General features: G+C 41.6%; 23 protein-coding genes. 9 read left to right on the top strand and 14 right to left on the bottom strand.

Annotated features, from left to right (window positions below; all coding sequences use genetic code 11):
* Nucleotides 1–43 precede the first annotated feature (43 nt).
* Entirely contained in the window at nucleotides 44–619 is a 576-nt protein-coding gene (locus tag HFA01_RS01305) for a helix-hairpin-helix domain-containing protein (RefSeq protein WP_146812788.1), read from the bottom strand.
* A gap of 72 nt (nucleotides 620–691) precedes the next feature.
* Here HFA01_RS01305 and comER point away from each other — a divergent pair, with 72 nt between their 5' ends.
* Nucleotides 692–1501, top strand: coding sequence for a late competence protein ComER (gene comER, locus HFA01_RS01300; RefSeq protein ID WP_146812787.1), 810 nt, complete (start codon nucleotides 692–694; stop codon nucleotides 1499–1501).
* A gap of 108 nt (nucleotides 1502–1609) precedes the next feature.
* Here comER and HFA01_RS01295 read toward each other — a convergent pair whose 3' ends face one another.
* Genes HFA01_RS01295 through HFA01_RS01260 form a run of 8 tightly spaced genes read right to left on the bottom strand, consistent with a single transcriptional unit; the run spans nucleotide 1610 to nucleotide 6635 of the window.
* Nucleotides 1610–2341, bottom strand: a complete 732-nt coding sequence (locus HFA01_RS01295) for a class I SAM-dependent DNA methyltransferase (RefSeq protein WP_246139236.1) — start codon at nucleotides 2339–2341, stop codon at nucleotides 1610–1612.
* A 1-nt stretch (nucleotide 2342) separates the two neighbouring features.
* Nucleotides 2343–2696: a ribosome silencing factor gene (rsfS, locus tag HFA01_RS01290; protein ID WP_146812786.1), complete on the bottom strand. Its 354-nt coding sequence runs from the start codon at nucleotides 2694–2696 to the stop codon at nucleotides 2343–2345.
* A 45-nt stretch (nucleotides 2697–2741) separates the two neighbouring features.
* The gene (gene yqeK / locus HFA01_RS01285; RefSeq protein WP_146812785.1) at nucleotides 2742–3302 is read right to left on the bottom strand and encodes a bis(5'-nucleosyl)-tetraphosphatase (symmetrical) YqeK; all 561 of its coding nucleotides are present in this window, start codon (nucleotides 3300–3302) and stop codon (nucleotides 2742–2744) included.
* On the bottom strand, nucleotides 3286–3858 hold the full coding sequence (locus HFA01_RS01280) for a nicotinate-nucleotide adenylyltransferase (protein ID WP_146812784.1): 573 nt from the start codon (nucleotides 3856–3858) through the stop codon (nucleotides 3286–3288). The genes yqeK and HFA01_RS01280 overlap by 17 nt, the downstream gene beginning before the upstream one ends.
* Before the next feature lie 12 nt (nucleotides 3859–3870).
* Nucleotides 3871–4161: a ribosome assembly RNA-binding protein YhbY gene (gene yhbY, locus HFA01_RS01275; RefSeq protein ID WP_146812783.1), complete on the bottom strand. Its 291-nt coding sequence runs from the start codon at nucleotides 4159–4161 to the stop codon at nucleotides 3871–3873.
* Nucleotide 4162: 1 nt separating this feature from the next.
* Nucleotides 4163–4999 carry a shikimate dehydrogenase gene (gene aroE / locus HFA01_RS01270; RefSeq protein WP_146812782.1) on the bottom strand — a complete coding sequence of 279 codons (837 nt, stop codon included), beginning with the start codon at nucleotides 4997–4999 and terminating at the stop codon, nucleotides 4163–4165.
* 11 nt (nucleotides 5000–5010) lie between these two features.
* Entirely contained in the window at nucleotides 5011–6114 is a 1104-nt protein-coding gene (yqeH, locus tag HFA01_RS01265; protein WP_146812870.1) for a ribosome biogenesis GTPase YqeH, read from the bottom strand.
* On the bottom strand, nucleotides 6111–6635 hold the full coding sequence (locus HFA01_RS01260; RefSeq protein WP_146812781.1) for a YqeG family HAD IIIA-type phosphatase: 525 nt from the start codon (nucleotides 6633–6635) through the stop codon (nucleotides 6111–6113). The genes yqeH and HFA01_RS01260 overlap by 4 nt, the downstream gene beginning before the upstream one ends.
* Nucleotides 6636–6957: 322 nt before the next feature.
* On the opposite strand from HFA01_RS01260, the gene HFA01_RS01255 reads away from it, so the two are divergent.
* From HFA01_RS01255 to sigK, 8 genes are all read left to right on the top strand, one after another.
* Nucleotides 6958–7125, top strand: coding sequence for a sporulation histidine kinase inhibitor Sda (locus HFA01_RS01255; RefSeq protein ID WP_371860299.1), 168 nt, complete (start codon nucleotides 6958–6960; stop codon nucleotides 7123–7125).
* Between the two features lie 279 nt (nucleotides 7126–7404).
* The gene (locus HFA01_RS01250; RefSeq protein ID WP_146812780.1) at nucleotides 7405–9741 is read left to right on the top strand and encodes a Na+/H+ antiporter subunit A; all 2337 of its coding nucleotides are present in this window, start codon (nucleotides 7405–7407) and stop codon (nucleotides 9739–9741) included.
* A 3-nt stretch (nucleotides 9742–9744) separates the two neighbouring features.
* Nucleotides 9745–10083 (top strand): Na(+)/H(+) antiporter subunit C, encoded by a 339-nt coding sequence (locus HFA01_RS01245; protein WP_089654337.1) that lies wholly within the window; start codon nucleotides 9745–9747, stop codon nucleotides 10081–10083.
* Complete coding sequence (locus tag HFA01_RS01240) at nucleotides 10076–11560, top strand: Na+/H+ antiporter subunit D (protein WP_146812779.1); 1485 nt, start codon at nucleotides 10076–10078, stop codon at nucleotides 11558–11560. The genes HFA01_RS01245 and HFA01_RS01240 overlap by 8 nt, the downstream gene beginning before the upstream one ends.
* Before the next feature lie 6 nt (nucleotides 11561–11566).
* Nucleotides 11567–12043 (top strand): Na+/H+ antiporter subunit E, encoded by a 477-nt coding sequence (locus HFA01_RS01235; protein ID WP_146812778.1) that lies wholly within the window; start codon nucleotides 11567–11569, stop codon nucleotides 12041–12043.
* The gene (locus tag HFA01_RS01230; protein WP_146812777.1) at nucleotides 12044–12355 is read left to right on the top strand and encodes a Na(+)/H(+) antiporter subunit F1; all 312 of its coding nucleotides are present in this window, start codon (nucleotides 12044–12046) and stop codon (nucleotides 12353–12355) included.
* A complete protein-coding gene (gene mnhG / locus HFA01_RS01225) occupies nucleotides 12336–12722 on the top strand; it encodes a monovalent cation/H(+) antiporter subunit G (RefSeq protein WP_089654341.1) in 387 nt (128 codons plus the stop codon). Before HFA01_RS01230 ends, mnhG begins: the two co-directional genes overlap by 20 nt.
* Nucleotides 12723–12860: 138 nt before the next feature.
* Nucleotides 12861–13574: an RNA polymerase sporulation sigma factor SigK gene (gene sigK / locus HFA01_RS01220; RefSeq protein ID WP_146812776.1), complete on the top strand. Its 714-nt coding sequence runs from the start codon at nucleotides 12861–12863 to the stop codon at nucleotides 13572–13574.
* 44 nt (nucleotides 13575–13618) lie between these two features.
* Here the strand turns inward: sigK and HFA01_RS01215 are convergent, their stop codons facing one another.
* From HFA01_RS01215 to udk, 5 genes are all read right to left on the bottom strand, one after another.
* The gene (locus HFA01_RS01215) at nucleotides 13619–13846 is read right to left on the bottom strand and encodes a YrhC family protein (RefSeq protein WP_146812775.1); all 228 of its coding nucleotides are present in this window, start codon (nucleotides 13844–13846) and stop codon (nucleotides 13619–13621) included.
* A gap of 65 nt (nucleotides 13847–13911) precedes the next feature.
* Nucleotides 13912–14604 carry a 5'-methylthioadenosine/S-adenosylhomocysteine nucleosidase gene (gene mtnN / locus HFA01_RS01210; RefSeq protein WP_146812774.1) on the bottom strand — a complete coding sequence of 231 codons (693 nt, stop codon included), beginning with the start codon at nucleotides 14602–14604 and terminating at the stop codon, nucleotides 13912–13914.
* 16 nt (nucleotides 14605–14620) lie between these two features.
* On the bottom strand, nucleotides 14621–15322 hold the full coding sequence (locus tag HFA01_RS01205) for a YrrS family protein (RefSeq protein WP_146812773.1): 702 nt from the start codon (nucleotides 15320–15322) through the stop codon (nucleotides 14621–14623).
* Between the two features lie 725 nt (nucleotides 15323–16047).
* Complete coding sequence (gene greA / locus HFA01_RS01200; protein WP_146812772.1) at nucleotides 16048–16524, bottom strand: transcription elongation factor GreA; 477 nt, start codon at nucleotides 16522–16524, stop codon at nucleotides 16048–16050.
* 162 nt (nucleotides 16525–16686) lie between these two features.
* On the bottom strand, nucleotides 16687–17340 hold the full coding sequence (udk, locus tag HFA01_RS01195) for a uridine kinase (RefSeq protein WP_146812771.1): 654 nt from the start codon (nucleotides 17338–17340) through the stop codon (nucleotides 16687–16689).
* Between the last annotated feature and the right edge of the window lie 10 nt (nucleotides 17341–17350).

Genomic DNA, 17350 nt, shown 5'->3' with positions numbered 1-17350 from the left:
CTTTTTTCATCAAGTTTACTCTGACCTCTGGATTCCGTCAAACTTATGGAACAGTGATCAGCTCCTTTAGGCTTTCTAACGTTTTCTCACCGATACCAGGCACATTCACAAGATCTTCCACAGAAGAAAATGGGCCATTTTCTTCTCTATACTTAATAATACTAGCAGCTTTTGAAGGACCAATTCCATTTAAAGTTTCCATTTCACTGGCTGAAGCTCGGTTGATACTCACTTTTTCTTCGGTTAACGAATCCACTTCAACTGATTTATTCGATGACGATTGGTGAGAGGCTATAAAAATCACCATTTCATCCTGTATTTTTTGCGCAAGGTTTACACTGGTGGGATCCGCTTCATCTGTCATGCCTCCAGCTTCAATAATCACATCATCCACTCTCGTTTCTTCTGGCATTGTATAAACACCAGGGTTGTGGACTTCCCCTTTCACATCTACTTTTACAGTACCGAAACCAGCATTTTCTTCAACTGTATCCTCAATCGTCACTTCCTTCACCTCCGTCATTTGGGAACCTTCATCATTTGATGGATTTAAAAAATACAGGACGCCAATCACTGCGATAATCAAGATCATCCAAGAGTATCTTTTTAATACGCTCATGCTCTGACCTTCTTTCATAATTATTGTTTTTCAGAATAAGGATATATAGGTAATCAATAAGGAGGGATTCCAATGAAATGGGGAATCATCGGCACAGGGAATATGGGAAGTATGCTCATTTCTACGCTTATAAAGAGCGGAGCCGTACCTGCTGAGCAGTTGACGATTTACAATCGGACGTTAGAAAAAGCGGAGAAGATCCAAGAAGAATTTCCAAACCTTAAAGTAGCGCAGGATTTAGCCGCACTCCAAAATAACAGCGATATCATTTTCATCTGCGTTAAGCCGCATCACTACAAGAACATTATTGATGCACTAGAAGGAAAATGGTCTGAAGAACAATGTCTTGTTTCCATTACAAGTCCGGTCGCTGTTGAGCAGTTAGAAAAAGTCACCCCCTGCCAAGTGGCGAGAATTGTTCCATCCATAACAAATCATGCTTGGTCTGGTGTAAGTTTGTTCACGTTTGGATCTAAAATAAAAACCGAAAATCGAGAATTATTGAAGCGGACTTTCCAGCATATCTCCACTCCCATTGAAATCAAAGAAGAGCACATACGTGTAGCGTCCGACATCGTATCATGCGGCCCTGCATTTATTAGCTATTTGCTCAGCCAATGGATTGCAGCTGCTGGTGATGTTGCGGGCCTTCCTAAAGATAAAGCTACCTCGTTGACAGAAAATATGATGGTTGGGTTGGGAAACCTCTTGGCACAGAAAGTGATGACTTTGGAAGAATTAATGGAAAAAGTTACGGTGAAAGGCGGAGTTACAGGTGAGGGATTGCAGGCTTTAGAAGATCACATTGGACCTTTGTTTCAAAAAATGTTTGAAGCGACCCAAAAAAAACATAAAGAGGATAAAAAACATATTGATTTATAATCATATATTCGACAGAAATTCACATTATCCTGCATAAAGTTACCCTAAGCCCAACGTTTAAAAAAGCTCAAAAAAAGAGTCCGATATTTACGGACTCTTCCATGATCTCTATTCCTTTGTACAAACAAACAACCAGCGTTCTCCGTCTAAGGATGGCTCATCACTAAAATCAGAGAACACCCCTTGGACCTTAAAACCTGATTCAGAGAGCCAGGAATGCAAAACCTTATGGTCATACCCTCGCTGTTCATGAATTTCATCAAATCGTTGATACTTCCCGTCATCTTCAACAAAAAATGTCAAATCGTGTATGAGACTGTTTTCCAGTTCTCCCGAATCACAAAACCAGATGAAAGATAGATCATCACGGACTTCAGCAAATGTTGCACCACTAAGATCCTTGTGAATATGATCTATAGAGTGTACATCAAATAAAAACACTCCCCCTTGAGTAAGGGTTTGGTAAATAGAATCGAAAGCTTGCTGCACCTTCTGATCATCAGTTAAGTAGTTGACGACATCACAGTAACTGATGACGCAATCATAGCCTGACAATCCTTCCAATGCTGTCATATCCTGTTGAAGCCATTCAATTGAAGCTTGAGGGTTTTTCTGTTGCGCAACGGTTAGCATATCAGAAGACAAATCGATCCCCGTCATTTGATACCCTTCATTATGCAGGCGATGGGTAATTTCCCCTGTACCACAACCTACATCGAGGATCCTTCGACCTTCCGATTGATTTTGTTGAAGCATTTGCTTCGTGAAATTCACCCACTGTTCATAGGGTGCATCCTGCATGAGAAGATCGTACACGCGCGCCATATCCCCGTAGCTCATTTTAGTTTTCTAATCCTTCTACAACCACCGTATCTGCATCGCCCCAAAGTCTTTCTAGGTTGTAATAATGGCGTTCATCTTTGTGGAAGATGTGACAGACGATATCGTTAAGATCGACAAGTACCCAGCGTGCCTGCTCAAATCCTTCCATTCGCTTCACTTCTATCCCGTGTTCTTCTGCTTGATTTTTCAACTCTCTAGCTATTGCTTGCACTTGTCGTTCGTTGGACCCTTCGCAAATTAAGAAATAGTCCGCAATCAGAGAAACTTCTGACATATCTAAAACGACAATATCTTGTGCTCTTTTCTCATCACACGCTTGTGCTGCTAAATTTACTAATTCTTTACTTTCCATGGGTTTCCTCCCTATTTCATCTCTATCTTTTCCATGATCAAAAGATCATATTAAATCATTATATGCATGAAACGTGTCCGGATAAACGGTCCTTTCCTTACCAATAAGAAAAATGATTGTATTTTTCAAAGCTAAAGCGCATGCTTCATCCAAATCATCTTCAGCTTTCTTCCGTACTTGATCCACTCCGGGAAAATCACGACCAGGTTCGATATAATCAGCTAAAAATACAACTTTATCCAAATTAGACATGTGCTTTTTTCCTGTCGTGTGGCAGCTGATAGCAGAAATGACCTCAGCATCCATAAGACCGACCTCCTGTTCAAGCATCAAAGCACCTACTGGACCATGCCAAAGCTCATGATGATAATCCAGCAGATCTTTAGGAAGACGACGGTCACTTTTAATCCATCGTTCCATAAGCTCCAGCGGTTTATATTTCGCATAATCGTGGAAAGCAGCGGCCAGTTCCGCCTTTTTAACATCTACTTGAAACCTCTCAGCAAGTTCAACCGCCTTGTCTGTTACCCTCACTGTGTGTTCGTATCTAGAGTTTTTCAAGGCAGGACGTACATATCCTAGTGCCTCTTCACGATTCATTTTCATACAGGTGATGCTCCTTTATAAAAGAATCAACAACTTCCGGCAGTAAATACCGGACGCTTTTTCCTTGTGAAATACGTTTCCGTATCATAGTGGAAGAAACATCGATTGAAGGAATATCAACAAAATGGACAGGAATGTCATCGTTCCACCCATAACCAGGCCTCTCAACTCCAATAAATTGGACCATCTCTGAAAGATCTTCGACCCGGTGCCACTTTGGTAAATGTTCAACCATGTCGCCTCCAATGATGAAGAAAAACTGATGGTCAGGGTATTGATCGACCAAATCAGTCATCGTATCAACCGTAAAAGATGTACCCTTCCGTACTAATTCCACATCACAAATTCGAAATTGTGGATGTTCCCTGATGGCTGTCTGCACCATAGCCAGTCGTGTTTCCGGATTAGTAGTAGACTCCTGTTTATGTGGTGGGATATAGGAAGGCATGAACCACACTTCATCAAGGTCCATAGCTTCACGGGAAAACTCGCCCATAATCAAATGACCTTGGTGAAGAGGGTCGAACGTTCCACCAAGAATTCCGACTTTTTTCATTGACCTTCCCCTTTATGGTAACTCGATTTGTTTATTTTCTTTGGACTCTTTATAAAGGATGATCGTATTTCCTATCACCTGGACAATATGAGCATTTGTGGCTTCAACAATCTCATCTGCAACGACATGATTGTCTTCAAAGCAGTTTTGTAAAATGCTCACTTTTATCAGTTCCCTCTTTTCAAGGGCTTCATCAATTTGTTTCGTCATATTTTCATTCACGCCGGCTTTCCCTACTTGAAAAATCGGCTGTATATTATGAGAAGCCGCCCGTAAATGCTTCTTCTGTTTACTTGTTAACATTCTATACCCCTTTCAATTTCTGTTCGAATTCATTGAGCAGTAGCGTAGACTCAGGCTCGGTGTCTGTCCATATTTGAAAGGCATAAACAGCTTGCTGCAGCAGCATTTCATGTCCAAAATGGAGCCGCGCTCCTCTTTTTTCTGCTTCGTTTAAGAATTTCGTTTTCATAGGACGGTAAACAATATCGCTTACAACAGTCCCTTTTGTCAAGTGATCCAGTGATACGATCATTTGATCATGATCAGGGTTCATCCCGACCGTCGTGGTTTGGACAATTAAGTCGTAATCCATGAGGGTGTTTTTCGCCTGTTCAAGTGTTAGAGCACCAGCATACGCCTTTGAAGGGATGTCCTGAATAACGTCTTCCGCCCTCTTCAACGTACGATTGGCTATGTCTACACGATTGATGGTAGATCTCGTAAGAGCTTCAAATATTCCTCTTGCCGCTCCTCCGCTTCCTAACAATAAGGCTTTAGCGTTCTCGTGAAAAAGATCAGGGTAACGGTTTTTCAGAGAATGAACGAACCCTCTTCCGTCAGTGTTGTACCCAATCCAACCGTGATTTGTGTGATGAACAGTGTTCACTGCGCCCAAATGCCGGGCGCTGTCATCCAGACCATCAAGGTAAGGGATAATTTTCTCTTTATATGGCACGGTTACATTGAAACCATCCAGCCCTTTTTCTTTCAATAAATTGATTTTTTCATCAAACTCATCCGGCTGGATTTCCAGCAGTTCATACTTCCCTTCGATCCCCTGCTGCTCCATTAGTTTTTCATGGATCCATGGAGACATGGAATGACCAATCGGGTGGCCGATCAATCCTAGTTTGTACAAATGATCCCCTCCTATATGAGTGACTCTCTCAAGGACACTTTCACTCCTTCAGGCACATGGGCAGTAACCGTGATGCCACCTTCTGGAACCGTGACCCAACCGAGTCCAGAAAAGACGATATCCGTTTTGTCTTCTTTAATCTTTAACGTATGACCTTTTAACGGAGGGAGCTTTGTCATTGTATCTGGGTCTGGGGGTGATAAAAGTTCCCCTAAATGATTTTCATACAGTTCATCTGCTTTTTCCAATTTTGTTCGATGAATATTCAATTCATTAGAGAAGTGACAGACAAAAGAACTACGTTCGCCTGTCTCAAAATCCAGACGGGCAAGACCGCCTACAAAAAGCGTCTGTTCTTCATTCAACTGATACACTTTCGGCTTAACTTCTTTCCGTGGTGTAATAAGTTTCAGATCCTTATCAGACACATAGTGAGCCATTTGATGGCGCTGGATGACCCCAGGTGTATCATATAGTGAGCTTGTTTCGTCTAGAGGAATATCAATAAAACCTAAAGTCGTACCAGGAAAATACGAGGTCGTAATGGCATCCTTAACGCCAGATGTATTTGAAATAAGGGTATTGATAAAGGTTGATTTCCCAACATTCGTCGTACCCACCACATATACATCTCCACCTTCACGATATTGTTCGATGGCTTGTGACAATTGCTGAATCCCTTGATTCTTCTCAGCTGAGATTAAGTACACATCTTCAACCTCTAAGCCATTCTCTTTAGCAGAACGTTTTAACCAATGTTTGACTTTCCCGTGGTTCACTGACTTTGGAAGTACGTCCATCTTGTTTCCTACGAGAATGACAGGGTTGTTTCCAGTCAAACGCTTCAATCCTGAAATAAAACTTCCATTGAAATCGAAGATATCTACTAGCTGTACAACCAGCCCTTTCGTATCACTGATCTGGTTCAACATCTCAAGGAAGTCATCATCTTGAAATGGAACGTCCTGCACCTCATTATAATGTTTTAAGCGGAAGCACCTCTTGCAAATGATGTCTTCCCTTTCTAGTGCTGACGCAGGTGCATATCCTGCTTCTTCTGGGTTTGTCGTTTGAATGACGGCTCCGCATCCTTGACATTGTATTTCACCCATCACTGATCTCTCCTCTGCCATGTAATCTTCCCTTTTCTTCGCATCCAATTTAATATTCGCCTTTCAATCTTTCTGTTGAACTTCGTAACAAATCCGTCCGTTTCCACGATAGGAACAACTAAGATTGTATGGAACCCAGCAGAATTCCCGCCCAGGACATCGGTGAGCAGCTGATCTCCAATAACAGCGACTTCATCCTTCTTGAGCTTCATCTGCTTCTGAGCCTTCTTGAAAGCCTTCGATAATGGCTTCCTGGCACTATGGATAAACGTAGTATCCAGAGGTTCAGAAAAAAGCTTCACTCGAGCTTCATTATTATTAGAAGCAATTGTAACCTGAATGCCGTGCTCGCTCATTTTATCGAACCATCCTTTGATGGCTTCTGTTGCATCCGGTTCATCCCAGGCAACAAGGGTATTATCTAAATCGGTAATAACACCTTTGATTCCTTTTTCTTTTAAATGGTCCGGGTCGATATCAAAAACGCTCGGCACATGTTCATCTGGTAAAAAGTTTTTTAGCATCTATCAGTTCATCTCCTCATACAACCGCAAAATCTCCTTCACCATCATATACAAAATCGAAGGATGTTTCAAAAAGACTTACGATAAGAACAAAAATCGTTCGACAATTACCGACAATAATAGGTTGTGGATAAGTTTATTCACATATTCCACACAGTAACTTCTTTGTTATCACTCATCTAAACCTCTTTTTTCAAAAAGTTATCTACAATTTTATGTAGATAACTTCCATATTGTGGCGAAATAAGGGTCGTGATAAGGTAAGAATACATTAAAAATTCGAACGTTCAATGATTCAATTCAAGCGGGAGGTGACTGTCACATGTGTGACAGCGGCATGAAGCAATTATCGGATTCCCTACTAATACAATCTTACCACAAAGCCATTGAACTCAATCTTTCAGATGAGTTTATAGAACAAATTAAACGTGAAATAAACTCGCGGTCCATCCAGCACCTTTTAGATAAGCATATCTCACATGTAGGCTGACCTTTACATTTCACGACAAATAATGACATTTCTTCCCATGAACACTCGTCCATCCAGCAGAGGACGAGTTTTTTTATGACTTTTTTTATTTAACTAAATGATGTCTTCCTTCTTATTTATAAGGACAGACTAAATAATGCCTACCGCCACATATCCCCGGTATGCTACAGTTGAATAATGAACCTTTTTTTGATTACAATTGAGTGAACACATTGTTACGAACATCCAAAATCCAATTAAAATATAGAGGAAAGTTACGTCAAAGGAGGAACATACCACATGTTGGTGGCTGTATTATTGCCCTTTATCATTGCAATTTTTATCCCATTGTTAAGTAAATGGAAAGAAAAGATTCACACAGGATTCTTCGTTACGATTGTACCTGTGTTGATTTTTATTTATTTTGCCCGCTTTTTAGGTACTGGTTTCGAACCGGTCGTCCATGAATATTCCTGGATCCCGTCTCTGGATATGAATATGGTCTTTCACCTGGATGGACTAAGTTTACTATTTGTTCTATTAATCAGCGGAATTGGCGCCCTAGTTGCCTTCTATTCGGTTTTTTACCTACATAAATCGGAGCAACTGGGACATTTTTATGTGTACTTTCTCATATTTATGGGCTCTATGTTAGGAGTTGTATTGTCTGATAACGTATTTGCCTTGTACAGTTTTTGGGAATTCACTTCTCTATCATCTTTCTTATTGATCGGATTTTGGAACTATAAGAAAGAATCCAGATACGGTGCATTAAAATCAATGCTTATTACCGTCTTTGGTGGGTTAAGTCTATTGGGCGCTCTTATCTTTATGAGTGTCTTGACGAACACGTCAAGCATCCGAGGAATGATTGATCAGCAACAATTAATTCTTAACAGTGAATTCTTCCCACTGATCCTCGTTCTTTTATTGCTTGGTGCTTTTACAAAGTCTGCTCAGTTCCCATTCCATATCTGGCTGCCGGATGCTATGGAAGCTCCAACTCCGGTGAGTGCTTACTTACACTCAGCAACAATGGTGAAAGCAGGTATCTATCTTGTGGCCCGCTATTCCCCGATGCTTTCCGCAAATGAATGGTTCTTCATCATTGTATCGATGGCAGGAATTATCACATTATGCTGGGGTTCTTATATGGCTGTAAGACAAACAGACTTGAAAGGAATTCTAGCATTCTCAACAATCAGTCAGCTTGGAATGATTATGGCTATGCTCGGATTCGGCACAAAAGCAGCAATCTTTGGGGCTGTTTTCCATATTCTTAACCATGCCACGTTCAAAGGTAGTCTATTTATGGTTGCCGGTATTGTGGACCACGAAGCAGGAACGAGGGACATCCGTAAACTTGGCGGATTGATGACGTTCATGCCGATGACAGCTACTCTTGCACTGTTTGGCTCGTTCTCTATGGCTGGCGTACCCCTGCCATTCTTAAACGGGTTCTATAGTAAAGAGATGTTCTTTGAGTCTTCGTTACATTTGGAGGCAGCTAGTACCGGCATTGCTGGAATATTGCAAACGAGTGTGCCTTACTTAGCTGTATTCGGCAGTATATTCACCTTTGTATATTCCATGTACTTCTTCTTCGGCACTTTCCGTGGTCAATCACACCTGAATGAACTGCCTAAAAAGCCGCATGAAGCTCCCATCGGTATGCTCATATCACCGATTGTTCTTGTAGCAGGTGTAGTGGTCATTGGCTTGTTCCCAAGTGTGATCAATGAGCCATTTATTGCCCATGCTGCTGAAGCTGTCAAAGGTGCCGCGTTAGAAGAGAAACACATTTATTTCTGGCATGGATTTATTCCACCATTCATTATGTCCCTTACTGTTCTCGTCTTTGGAAGTATCTTAGCCCTTTCCAGAAAGGTATGGGCGCCGGTGTACAATGTTGTGCCCGGGGTGCTAAGTATGAATAAAGTTTATGACGGTACCGTTGATCGAGTTGAACGATATTCTACGACAATCACAAAAGGATATATGAATGGTTCTCTTGGAAGATATGTCAGACTGATTCTAGCGGCGATCATCGTCATTTCATTTGCCTTTATGGCCATAACGGGCGGATTTACATTGGATACATCGAATGTAGCTGAAATTACGGCTGCTGAAATACTTGTCGCTGTTACAATGGTTATCGCAGCCATAGGTACCGCTCTTACCAATAACCGAATTGCCGCAATTCTTATATTAGGTGTCGTAGGTTATGGATTATCGATGCTATTCGTCCTTTACCGAGCACCTGATCTCGCTCTTACTCAGTTGATTGTAGAAACAGTAACTGTCGCTTTGTTCTTGCTTGTTTTTTATCATTTACCGAAGCTACGTAAAAAAGAAGAACCCGTAAGTACCAAGGCACTTAACCTCGTTATATCGATCGGTTTTGGTGCGTTGATGACGATGGTAGCTATTTCTTCTCACAGCAGTAAGTTCTTTGAGTCTATATCTGATTATTTCACAAAAAATTCTTACAAGCTTGGCGGAGGGGACAATATCGTAAACGTCATCCTTGTAGACTTCCGTGGATTGGATACATTGTTTGAAATTGTTGTACTAGGGATTGCCGCTATGGCAATTTACGGATTGATCCGTTTTAGAAAGAACAAGGAGGAGGAATAATACATGGAAATTATTATGGCCGTTCTAGCCGGCATTCTCTTCACTATGGGTGTCTACAACCTCCTTCAGAAACAATTGTTACGTATTATCATAGGGACAGGCCTCATTTCCCATGGGGCCCACCTGTTCATCCTGACAATGGGAGAGTTGAAAACAGGAGCACCACCAGTACTGACTGAAGGAGTAGAAAACTACACGGATCCACTCCCGCAGGCATTGATCTTGACTTCAATCGTCATCAGTTTCGGTGTAACAAGCCTACTACTTGTATTAGCTTATCGTGCTGCAAAAATTAACGGCACTGATAATATGGAGCAATTAAGGGGTAACGATTATGAGTAATTTAGCTGTATTGCCTATCCTGCTGCCTTTAATAGCAGGCATCTTCTTAGCTTTCATACACAAAAAAACAAAATTAGTCCGCATTCTTTCCAAAGCTTTCGCGATGATTAATCTTCTCGTTGTCGGGTTGATTTTCATGCAAGTGAGAGAGAACGGGAACATCGTTCTTGAAATGGGTAGCTGGCAGGCACCCTTTGGGATCGTCCTTGTCGCTGATCTACTAGCCATGACGCTTGTTCTTACGACAAACATCATTGCGGTGGCCAGTGTTTTCTTTGCACCTCAATCCTTATCAAGAAAAGAAGAGTCTTTTTACTTCTATACTTTCTTCTTTATGCTGATTTCCGGAGTCAGTGGTGCATTTTTAACTGGGGATTTATTCAACCTTTTCGTATTTTTTGAAGTCCTTTTGATGGCTTCCTATGGATTGATCGTACTTGGGAATGGGAAGGCACAACTTAGGGAATCGATTAAGTATGTATTGATCAACTTATTTTCTTCCATGTTGTTCGTAACGACCATTGCCTTTCTCTATTCGGTTGTAGGAACAGTCAACATGGCTCAAGCCGCTCAGCGTGTCCAGGAAGTGGACCAGCAAGGGATTTTGACGACCATTGCCATTTTGTTCTTTTTTGTATTTGCAACAAAAGCGGCCGTCTTCCCTCTCTACTATTGGCTGCCACGGCCTTATATATCTCCAAATCCGGTCGTATCCGCTTTGTTCGGAGCGCTGTTAACAAAAGTAGGGGTTTATTCCATCTTGCGGACGTTCACCTTGATCTTCAATCACGAGGTGGAATTGACCCATACCTTGTTCATTTACCTAGCAGCTTTGACTATGATTTTTGGAGTTGTTGGTGCTTTGTCCACGAACAATATCAAGCTGATCGTTGCGTATAATATCATACCAGCCGTAGGCTTTATGCTTATGGGGATTGGAATCTTTACTGAGGTTTCCATAACCGGTACGATCTATTATCTTGTTCATGATATGGTGATCAAAGGAGCTCTCTTCATCCTTGTGGGAGCCACTGCTTATGTAGCGGGCACATCTGACCTTCGTAAAATGGGTGGCTTGATCCATCATTATCCCGTCCTCGGATGGCTTATGTTTCTAGCCTCTTTAGTGTTGGCCGGAATACCACCATTTAGTGGTTTCATCGGTAAACTATTATTGTTGCGCGGCGGCCTGGGCGAAGAAGAAATTTTCATCGTCATTATCGCTCTTATTTCAAGTCTATTGATTCTGTTCTCGATGATCAGAATTTTCATTCGAGGGTATTGGGGAGAAAAAATGGACATTCCTGTTCCTGATCGGGAAAAGAAAGGAAAACGAATGGCTATTCCTGCTGCTGGGCTACTTACCGTTTCCATCCTCCTCGGCGTAGGTGCTGAATGGTTCTTCCCGACAATAGAAACCATCGCTCAATATATAATGGATCCAGAACTCTATATTGATTCTGTGTTAAAGGAGTAGAAGCTGATGCCTTTACAAATCGTACTGAACATCATCATCGCTATGATGTGGATGTTCCTGAGTGAAACATACAATTTCACAACTTTCTTTGTCGGATATATTTTAGGAATCATACTTCTCTTCGTCCTTCAGCGTTTTATACCAGATTCATTTTATATGAAACGGGCGTGGAAGTTTTTCCTTCTCATTCTTTTGTTTATACGAGAGCTTGTCCTTTCCAACATCGACATTGTCAAGCATGTGTATAAGCCAAAAATGGATATGCAGCCAGGGATATTCGCATTACCAATTGACGTGAAAACAAACTTTGAAATTACACTTCTTGCCAACTTGATTTCTTTGACTCCCGGGACATTGTCGGTGGTCGTGAGTGAAGATCATACGAAAATCTTTATTCATGCGATGGATATGCCGGATGTTCAAGAATCTGTCAGTGAAATTAAGAATTCATTTGAAAAGCGTATCTTGGAGGTGACCCGTTAAATGGAAGATATCCTTGATATGACACAAACATGGATCCAAATATCAGCTACCATCGCTGTTGTAGCTGTAGCAATCTCCGTGATCCTCCTTTTATATCGCGCAATTCTCGGCCCGACGAATCCGGACCGTGCGGTTGCCCTTGATATCATTGGAATCAATCTTATGGCCTTAGCAGGACTAATCGCCGTCCTGCTCGTAACAACAAGGTTTAATGATGTCGTCCTGCTGATTGGTATTCTTCTCTTCATCGGTACGGTCGCACTGGCGAAATTCTTAGAAAAGGGTGTTATCATTGAGCGGGACGTGGATTAATTTAATTTTCGACATCACCATATGTCTGTCTCTATTGATCGGTGCCTTTTTCCTTATCTCTGGTTCTATCGGTATTTTGCGTTTCCCTGATGTTTACACACGTCTTCATGCAGCCACAAAAAGCTCGACCCTCGGTGTCGCTGGAATCATGATTGGTGCCTTTCTATTTCACTATGTTGAACATGACATCGTGAGTGGTAAACTGCTTCTTGGCATATTCTTTGTCCTGTTGACAGCCCCTGTTTCTGGACATATGATTTCAAGAGCTGCCTACCGTGCCGGAGTACCTCTTTGGGAAAAGAGTGTAAAAGACGAATACGCAGAAGTCTTAAAAGAAGAACAGAAGCGACAAGCACCCGATTCATAAATCGACATGCCTCCATTCTAATGGGGGCATTTTTTTACCTTTATGAACATTATTTTTAACGACAGACAAGCACAGACGACTTCTTAAGGACATAAGTATGTTGTAGGCATTTGCCTAATCCTTGAGGAGGTGCGTCCTATGAGCAGTCTCATCGCTTCCATCCTTTATTTTTTCAAAGAGTCTCTCTTCTTCATGTCTTATGTTAAGAACCAGGCTTTTCCGAACCCCCTGCCTCCAGAAGAAGAAGCCAAACAGCTCCAATTAATGGCAGAAGGTAGTCATGACGCCCGGAACAAACTGATTGAACATAACTTGCGACTTGTCGCACACATTGTGAAGAAGTTTGAAAACACGAAAGAAGACTTTGAAGACCTTATTTCTATTGGTACGATCGGTTTGATCAAAGGAATTGAAAGTTATTCGACAGGAAAAGGAACGAAACTTGCCACCTATGCCGCACGCTGTATTGAGAACGAAATTCTCATGCACCTCAGGTCGACGAAAAAAATGAGTAAGGATATATCACTCCAAGATCCGATCGGTCATGATAAAGAAGGAAACGAATTGAACCTTCTTGATATTCTACAGGCGGATGTCACGGATATAGTGGAGGAAATCCAACTTCATATGGAATTGGAAAAAATCAAGGATTTCATTACTGTATTAGATGAGCGGGAAAAAGAAGTGATTATCTTCAGATATGGACTGAATCAGACAGAAGAAAAGACTCAACGTGAGATTGCAAAAGAACTTGGTATATCGAGGAGTTATGTATCAAGAATTGAAAAGCGTGCATTAATGAAGATATTCCATGAATTCTACAAGCAGAGTAAACAAGGGAAGAATGGATAAAAAACAGCCACTACCATCTTATTAGAATGGAGTGGCTGTTTCATTCAGTCCTCTACGAGTTTCTTTTTCCATTTTCTAATCTTCCAAGTCATGACGCATGCTGTTACAAGGGCTATACCCATGACAGGGTACAAAAACAAGTAAGCTTTTGTCCCGTATTCATAGAGACTGATCAGTGTGCCTATATAGAGATAAGTGCTCATGATTAATAGCGTAATCACGAACCGTTTATAATCCGATATTTTTTCCTTTAACCATTTGGAAGTATCCAACAAGGTCCACCTCCTACTATGAAAATCTTAACATATGAGAATCATAGTGTCGGTGGAAATGATTGTCATTCGTAATTCTTAACCATTTCCATGATCATGACGGCTGCATTTTCGGCAGCTTTCGGTAAAAATTGATCAAATGAAATAGAGGATTCCTTACCAGCGATATCGGACAACGCCCGAATGACAACAAAAGGTGTTCCGTACTTATAACAAACCTGGGCGATCGCAGCGGCTTCCATCTCTGCTGCAATCATCTCAGGAAACTTACCTCGAACAAAATCCACTCTCGATTCCTCTTGCATAAAGGAATCACCTGTAGCGATGATCCCTCTCGCTGCTTTTGCATCTGTCTTCTCAATAGCATCCATCGCTTGTTGCACAAGACTTTCATCCGCTGCGTACATGGCAGGCATTCCCGGAACTTGACCATATTCATACTCAAAAGCGGTCACATCCACATCGTGGTGTGTCACTAAGGAAGAAATGACTACATCTCCTACCTCAAGATCCTTGGCAAATCCACCAGCTGACCCTGTATTGATGACGGCATCAATTTCATATTGCTCATGAAGAATCGTCGTAGCCATGGCTGCATTGACTTTACCAATGCCCGACTTTAATAGAACGACTTTCTTTCCATGCAAAACGCCATCAACAAAAAGACTGCCCGCAACCTCTCTCACTGACGCTACATCCATATTCGCTTTTAATAATTCTACTTCTTCATCCATAGCTCCAATAATTCCAATTGCCATAACCGAACTTCCTCTCTCAACCGTTTTTATTTTTTAGAATCTCAAGTTTGACTGGTTTATACCCTTGTCCTTCAATCCAGTCAATCTGTACCCTGAGGTATCCTGTCTTATTTTTGTCAGAGACCGTTGCCTTAGCTTTTTGATGGTGACCTCTATTACTTACATCCCAATAGATAATATTGTCCTCAGAAAGGCCGACAGCGCTTCTGATCGCCTGTTTTAACTCTTCATAGTCCTGAGTACCTGATTGGTATGTGATTCCATGTTCACCGTTCGTATCCATCTCTGTAGGAATAACCGGCCAATCCTTTGTGATGACACGTTCTACATTAGGGTCATCACTTTTTTCAATTTTCAATCCTTTTTCGTCTTCAATTGGCTTCAGCTCTTCAAATTCTCCAATAGAGACCTGTTGCTTTTCTGGTTGTTCCTCCGTATCTTCAGCTTGTTTATCCGTTGCTTCTTTATCTTTTTCTTCACTGTTCTCGTCGGCTTCCGCCTGAGAATCATCATTCTGACCTTGATCTTCCATTGAAACTTCTTGACTTTTTGTATCCTTTGCTTGTCCTTTTTGATCCTCTCCACCGAAGATCATCAATCCAACGAGTAACACCATGAAAACACTGCCTGCCCCTACAAGCCAAGTCAACACCTTCGTACTACGACGCTTTTTCTCATAACGACCTGAGCGGGAATAAGGGGATTGTTTGTTAGACATGATTTTTCTGCCTCCTTTTTACTCGCCGTTTATTATACATGAAGTTTTGACTGTTACCAATGCTTTCTTTTTCCTATCTCATTTCCCGGGCTATATTCCAAACCTCACTATAGCTCCCGATTGTTGAAGACTCAGTTTCGAGGCGTTTTCGGGGTTCGTTACCCGGGTTGAGCGTTAGGGATGGCTGGGAAGCTACTCGTCCAGCTCCATCGCCCCTGGGAGTCTCGCAGCTTCCCAACCACCCCTTTCAATGTATGTGAGAGACGAACTCCTTTCCAAGTTGGATTGTCTTCCGCTATCCCGATTGTTAAAAGCATAAAGCGCTCTGTATTAAGCTCTCAGAATTTGTGGAAATCTTAATCTTATTCTCCAATCAAACCGAATAACTGTTTATTCTGGAGGTGGTTTCGAGACTCTTATATAACAAAGGGACGGAGTGGAATGGCGAGACTCCTGCGGGAAAAGAGTGCTAGGTGAAACCCCGCAAGGCGGCAGCCTGAGGAGGCTCAAGAGATTAGAGGAAGTTCGATTAAGTTCGGCATGTCCTGTGCCAACATCGAACGACCCCACTTCGTGTGCGGCCCCGCGGTAAGCGAGCTATTCCCCGTAGCCCCCATCCATAAAAAAAAGTCTCGAAACTGAGTATTCAAGAATCCTCTCATATTCTCTAAGGTAATCAATATGTAGGCATAAAAAAAGACAGGGGATGCCCCTGTCTTTTTTTATTATTCTACTGTGATGATTTTTACGTCGATTTCTCCGCCTGGTGTCGCAACTTTAACCTTGTCACCAACAACATGTCCAATTAAGCTTTGAGCCATTGGGGAGTCATTTGAGATTTTACCTTCAAATGGGTCGGCTTCTGCACTTCCGACAATCGTGTACGTCTCTTCATCTCCATCCGGAAGCTCTTGGAACGTTACAGATTTACCCATCGTCACTGTATCAGGGTTTTCATTATCGTTTTCGATGATGACTGCATTGCGTATCATGTTTTCTACTTGTGTAATACGCGCTTCTACAAATGCTTGTTCATCTTTCGCTGCATCGTACTCAGAGTTCTCTGATAGATCTCCAAAACCGCGAGCAATCTTAATCCGTTCTACTACTTCTTTGCGTCGCTCTGTTTTTAAATGATGCAATTCTTCTTCTAACTTTTGTTTACCTTCTTCCGTCATATAATAACTTTTTTCTTCTGCCATGGTCCGAATACACTCCTTTAAATACAAGAAAAAATGATGTCCTTAATATAGGAAATGAGCAGTACGACTGTACGCTCATTAAAGATGATTTACTATACTTTACCCGAGGACATTATGCTTTAGAACTACTAGTGAAAACTATGCCAGATTTTTGGTAGTATTTCAACTATTTTCTTTCGTCACTGTTTGTCCTTTTTCGTAAAGCACCGTTTGAATTTTTGTTGCCATAAGATCAATGGCCACGTGGTTTTGTCCACCTTCAGGGATGATAATATCCGAGTATCGTTTGGTCGGCTCTACGAACTGCAAGTGCATAGGACGTACAACATTGATATATTGCTCAATAACAGAGTCGAGTGAACGGCCTCTCTCATTAATATCTCTCATTAATCTACGGATAATTCTCACATCTGCATCTGTATCTACAAAAACTTTAATATCCATGAGATCTCTGAGGCGTTCGTCCTCTAAAACAAGAATACCCTCAACGATAATTACTTCTTTCGGTTCGACATGAATGGTTTCATTTGAGCGGGTGTGCATCTTGTAATCATAGACCGGTTTTTCTACAGGTTTTTGATCAAGAAGTTGCTCTAAATGCTCAATGAGAAGATCATTATCGAAAGCTAGAGGGTGATCATAGTTTGTCTGTAACCTTTCCTCATACGGCACATCACTTTGATCCTTATAATAATAATCTTGTTCTAGCATTAGTAAAGTCTTATCTGTAAAGCGCTGGATGATCGAACGAGTCACACTCGTTTTCCCTGATCCTGATCCTCCCGCTACTCCAATCACTACTGGTTTATCACTCATGCTCCTGGGT

This window comes from Halobacillus faecis (genome assembly GCF_007991335.1).
In the GTDB taxonomy this organism is placed as follows: Bacteria; Bacillota; Bacilli; order Bacillales; family Halobacillaceae; genus Halobacillus; species Halobacillus faecis.
This window is presented reverse-complemented; position numbering and strand designations above follow the sequence as displayed.

Excerpts from the sequence above, each read along its gene's own strand:
- HFA01_RS01305 (WP_146812788.1), bottom strand. The coding sequence starts at position 619 with ATGAGCGTATTAAAAAGATACTCTTGGATGATCTTGATTATCGCAGTG.
- comER (WP_146812787.1), top strand. The coding sequence starts at position 692 with ATGAAATGGGGAATCATCGGCACAGGGAATATGGGAAGTATGCTCATT.
- HFA01_RS01295 (WP_246139236.1), bottom strand. The coding sequence starts at position 2,341 with ATGAGCTACGGGGATATGGCGCGCGTGTACGATCTTCTCATGCAGGAT.
- rsfS (WP_146812786.1), bottom strand. The coding sequence starts at position 2,696 with ATGGAAAGTAAAGAATTAGTAAATTTAGCAGCACAAGCGTGTGATGAG.
- yqeK (WP_146812785.1), bottom strand. The coding sequence starts at position 3,302 with ATGAAAATGAATCGTGAAGAGGCACTAGGATATGTACGTCCTGCCTTG.
- HFA01_RS01280 (WP_146812784.1), bottom strand. The coding sequence starts at position 3,858 with ATGAAAAAAGTCGGAATTCTTGGTGGAACGTTCGACCCTCTTCACCAA.
- yhbY (WP_146812783.1), bottom strand. The coding sequence starts at position 4,161 with ATGTTAACAAGTAAACAGAAGAAGCATTTACGGGCGGCTTCTCATAAT.
- HFA01_RS01260 (WP_146812781.1), bottom strand. The coding sequence starts at position 6,635 with ATGCTAAAAAACTTTTTACCAGATGAACATGTGCCGAGCGTTTTTGAT.
- HFA01_RS01255 (WP_371860299.1), top strand. The coding sequence starts at position 6,958 with ATGTGTGACAGCGGCATGAAGCAATTATCGGATTCCCTACTAATACAA.
- HFA01_RS01250 (WP_146812780.1), top strand. The coding sequence starts at position 7,405 with ATGTTGGTGGCTGTATTATTGCCCTTTATCATTGCAATTTTTATCCCA.
- HFA01_RS01245 (WP_089654337.1), top strand. The coding sequence starts at position 9,745 with ATGGAAATTATTATGGCCGTTCTAGCCGGCATTCTCTTCACTATGGGT.
- HFA01_RS01240 (WP_146812779.1), top strand. The coding sequence starts at position 10,076 with ATGAGTAATTTAGCTGTATTGCCTATCCTGCTGCCTTTAATAGCAGGC.
- HFA01_RS01235 (WP_146812778.1), top strand. The coding sequence starts at position 11,567 with ATGCCTTTACAAATCGTACTGAACATCATCATCGCTATGATGTGGATG.
- HFA01_RS01230 (WP_146812777.1), top strand. The coding sequence starts at position 12,044 with ATGGAAGATATCCTTGATATGACACAAACATGGATCCAAATATCAGCT.
- sigK (WP_146812776.1), top strand. The coding sequence starts at position 12,861 with ATGAGCAGTCTCATCGCTTCCATCCTTTATTTTTTCAAAGAGTCTCTC.
- mtnN (WP_146812774.1), bottom strand. The coding sequence starts at position 14,604 with ATGGCAATTGGAATTATTGGAGCTATGGATGAAGAAGTAGAATTATTA.
- HFA01_RS01205 (WP_146812773.1), bottom strand. The coding sequence starts at position 15,322 with ATGTCTAACAAACAATCCCCTTATTCCCGCTCAGGTCGTTATGAGAAA.
- greA (WP_146812772.1), bottom strand. The coding sequence starts at position 16,524 with ATGGCAGAAGAAAAAAGTTATTATATGACGGAAGAAGGTAAACAAAAG.
- udk (WP_146812771.1), bottom strand. The coding sequence starts at position 17,340 with ATGAGTGATAAACCAGTAGTGATTGGAGTAGCGGGAGGATCAGGATCA.